Annotated in this window: 3 protein-coding genes; all 3 read right to left on the bottom strand. The window is 67.9% G+C overall.

The features are described from left to right. Positions 1–16 precede the first annotated feature (16 nt). The 3 genes from eno to AB4Y86_RS14955 all read right to left on the bottom strand — a co-directional run bounded on the left by eno (position 17) and on the right by AB4Y86_RS14955 (position 3,317). A complete protein-coding gene (gene eno / locus AB4Y86_RS14965; RefSeq protein ID WP_441402986.1) occupies positions 17–1,297 on the bottom strand; it encodes a phosphopyruvate hydratase in 1,281 nt (426 codons plus the stop codon). Between the two features lie 189 nt (positions 1,298–1,486). Then, the gene (locus tag AB4Y86_RS14960) at positions 1,487–2,077 is read right to left on the bottom strand and encodes a MazG nucleotide pyrophosphohydrolase domain-containing protein (protein ID WP_441402987.1); all 591 of its coding nucleotides are present in this window, start codon (positions 2,075–2,077) and stop codon (positions 1,487–1,489) included. Positions 2,078–2,153: 76 nt separating this feature from the next. Further along, the gene (locus AB4Y86_RS14955) at positions 2,154–3,317 is read right to left on the bottom strand and encodes an adenosine deaminase (protein ID WP_441402985.1); all 1,164 of its coding nucleotides are present in this window, start codon (positions 3,315–3,317) and stop codon (positions 2,154–2,156) included. Positions 3,318–3,468: the final 151 nt, after the last annotated feature.

Genomic DNA, 3,468 nt, shown 5'->3' with positions numbered 1-3,468 from the left:
CTGATTTTTGCGGGTACTAGCCCTTGAAACGCGGGAAGGCGCTGCGTCCGGCGTAGCGTGCGGCGTCGTCGAGTTCTTCCTCGATGCGGAGCAGCTGGTTGTACTTGGCGACGCGCTCGGAGCGGGCCGGGGCACCGGTCTTGATCTGGCCCGCGTTGGTGGCAACCGCGATGTCGGCAATCGTGGTGTCCTCGGTTTCGCCGGAGCGGTGCGAGGTGATGGTCGTGTAACCGGCGCGCTGGGCCAGGGAGACGGCGTCGAGCGTTTCGGTCAGCGAGCCGATCTGGTTGACCTTGACGAGCAGCGAGTTGGCGGTCTTCGAATCGATGCCGGTCTGCAGCCGCTCCGGGTTGGTGACGAACAGATCGTCGCCCACGATCTGGACCTTGTCGCCGATCGCATCCGTGAGGGTCTTCCAGCCYTCCCAGTCGTTCTCGTCCAGCGGGTCCTCGATSGARACCAGCGGGTAGTCGGCGACCAGTTCCGCGTAGTAGGCGCTCATGTCGGCTGAGCTGAGGGTCTTGCCTTCGAACTGGTAGGCGCCGTCCTTGAAGAATTCGGAGGAGGCGACGTCGAGGGCGAGCGCGATGTCCTTGCCCGGGGTGTAACCGGCGTTCTTGATGGCTTCCTGGATCAGGTCCAGGGCCGCGCGGTTGGAGGGCAGGTTCGGTGCGAAGCCGCCCTCGTCGCCGAGGCCGGTGGCCAGGCCCTTGGACTGCAGCACCGCCTTGAGCGCGTGGTAGACCTCGACGCCCCAGCGCAGGCCCTCGGAGAAGGTTTCGGCGCCGAGCGGGACCACCATGAATTCCTGGATGTCGACGTCGGAGTCGGCGTGCGAGCCGCCGTTGAGGATGTTCATCAGCGGCACCGGCAGGACGTGGGCGTTCGGGCCGCCCAGGTACTTGTAGAGCGGCAGGTCGGCCGAGGCGGCTGCGGCGTTGGCGACGGCGAGCGAGACGCCCAGGATCGCGTTGGCGCCGAGCTTGCCCTTGTTGGGGGTGCCGTCCAGGTCGATCATGGCCTGGTCGATGCTGCGCTGGTCGGTCGCGTCGAAGCCGATCAGCGCGGGCGCGATCTGGTCGATGACGGCGTCGACGGCCTTCTGGACACCTTTACCCAGGTAACGGCCCTTGTCGCCGTCGCGGAGCTCCACGGCCTCATGCTCGCCGGTGGAGGCGCCGGAGGGAACTGCTGCGCGGCCGATCTGGCCGTCGGAGAGCAGAACTTCAACTTCTACTGTCGGGTTGCCGCGGGAATCGAGAATCTCGCGGGCGTGGATGGCATCGATAAGCGCCATGAATATGCTCCTTTGGGTGAAGCGATCTGCTGGGAATCTGACTGCTGGGAATCTAGCGGTGGATCGAGCTGAAAACCGACGTCCTCGTCGTCTCTAGCCTAGTCGAGAGTGGGCCACGTTACGGAAGGCTATCCAGTCCCCGGACGCTGCGCAGGTATCCTCCGGCGGGATGCCGCGCGATGGCGGTCTTCACGTGCCGGAACCGGGGCGTGCGTTGTGTTCGAAGCGCCGGTTGGCGGCGCGCAGGGCACGTTCGGCGTCCAGTCCGTTGCGGCGGGCGGCGGCGACAATGCCGAACAGCAGTGCGCCGAGCTCCTCCTCGGTGGCGGCTCCCGCACCGGAGGCGGGTTCAGTGGCCGGCGGCAGGCCGGCGCGGCCGGCGCGGTCCAGCAGCTTCTGTGCCCGGGCCAGCGCCGGCAGCGCGRCCGGCACGCCCTCGAACGCGTCCCGGCGTTCGGGCTTCTCGGCCTTTTTGACGGCGTCCCAGGTCAGCACGATCTCCTGCACCGTGGCCGGGAAGGAGTCCTGCAGGGAGCCGTCGGSGCGGAAGACGTGCGGATTGCGCCGGAYCATCTTSTCCYGCAGSCCSCGGGCGACGTCGTCGAAGTCAAAGGCGCCGCGCTCCTCGGCGAGCCGGGCATGCAGGACCACCTGCAGCAGGACATCGCCGAGTTCGGCCTGAAGTTCGGCGTCGCCGCCGCCGGCTTCGATGGTGTCTGCGACCTCAAAGGCCTCCTCGAGGAGGTACTCCACGAGGGATTCGTGGCTGAGGGCGCCCATCCAGGGGCAGTGGACGCGCAGCTCGGCGACTGTTCGCAACAGGTCGCCGAGCGGAGCGTCCACGGCGTTGGGGTCCTCAGCCAAGGTCGGCGTAGGCCTCGTTGATGTACTCGACCAGGGCTTCCTTTTCCTCCAGCGGCAGGAAGGCGGCCTCGGCCGCGTTCAGGGTCAGCTCGAGCAGGTCGTCCAGGTCGTAGTCGAAGGTTTCCACGAGCAGTTCGAACTCGTCCGTCAGGGTCACGCCGCTCATCAGCCGGTTGTCCGTGTTGATCGTGACGTTGAAGCCGAGCTGGTAGAGCATGTCCACCGGGTGGCTTTCGATGCCCTCACCGAAGCGGGCGATCGCGCCGGTCTGCAGGTTGGAGGACGGGCAGATTTCCAGGGCGATGCCCCGGTCCCGGACCCAGCTGGCGAGCTCGCCGAGGGTCACGAGGCCGATGTTGTCGTCGACTTCGTCACTGTCGGGGTCCGCGTCGCCGGCGCCGTCCTCGTCGAACTCGACGGTGACGTCTTCTGCGATCCGCACGCCGTGGCCCAGGCGCAGGGCCCGGCCGTCCACCAGCGCGGACTGGATGCTCTCCAGGCCGGCGGCTTCGCCGGCGTGGATGGTGGCCGGGAAATTGTGCTGGGCCAGGTAGGTGAAAGCGTCCCTGAAGCGGGACGGGAGGAAACCGTCCTCGGCGCCGGCAATATCGAAGCCCACGGCGCCCTTGTTGCRGTGCCGGACGGCAAGTTCTGCGATCTCCTGGCCGCGGTCGGCGTGCCGCATGGCCGTGATCAGCTGGCCGACCTGGATATCGCGGCCGGTCTCGGCCACGGCGTCGACGCCCGCGTCGAGGCCGGCTTGGACTGCCTCAACCGCGTCGTCCAGGGACAGGCCCTGCTGCAGGTGCTGCTCCGGGGCCCAGCGCACCTCGCCGTACACGACGCCGTCGTCCGCGAGGTCCTCGACGAATTCCTTCGCGACGCGGAACAGGCCTTCCTTGGTCTGCATGACGGCGATGGTGTGGTCGAAAGTCTCAAGGTAGCGCACCAGCGAGCCGGAGTCGGCGGATTCGCGGAACCACTCGCCCAGCGCCACCGGGTCGGTGGAGGGCAGAGTGTGGCCGGCTTGTTCGGCAAGTTCAATGATGGTGGCGGGGCGCAGGCCGCCGTCCAGATGGTCGTGAAGGGAAACCTTGGGGAGGCTCTTCAGGTCGAAGTCGAGGTCAGGGGCAGCGTCAAGATTAGTCTCAGTCACGTTCCAACCATAGGGTCGGACGGCGCCGCGCGCTACTTACGGGACGCGTCGCTGTCCGCGGTCCGGGCACCGAGCGCGGAGCCGGGCGCCGGCACCGCCCCGTCGTCCGGCACGGCGTCCGCGGGCGCCGGCTGGTCGTGCCGTCCGAGGC

It is taken from the genome of Arthrobacter sp. 2YAF22_2 (genome assembly GCF_052114645.1).
GTDB lineage: Bacteria > Actinomycetota > Actinomycetes > Actinomycetales > Micrococcaceae > Arthrobacter.
Note: the sequence above shows the minus strand (reverse complement) of the source record. Positions and strands in the feature narration are given on the sequence as shown.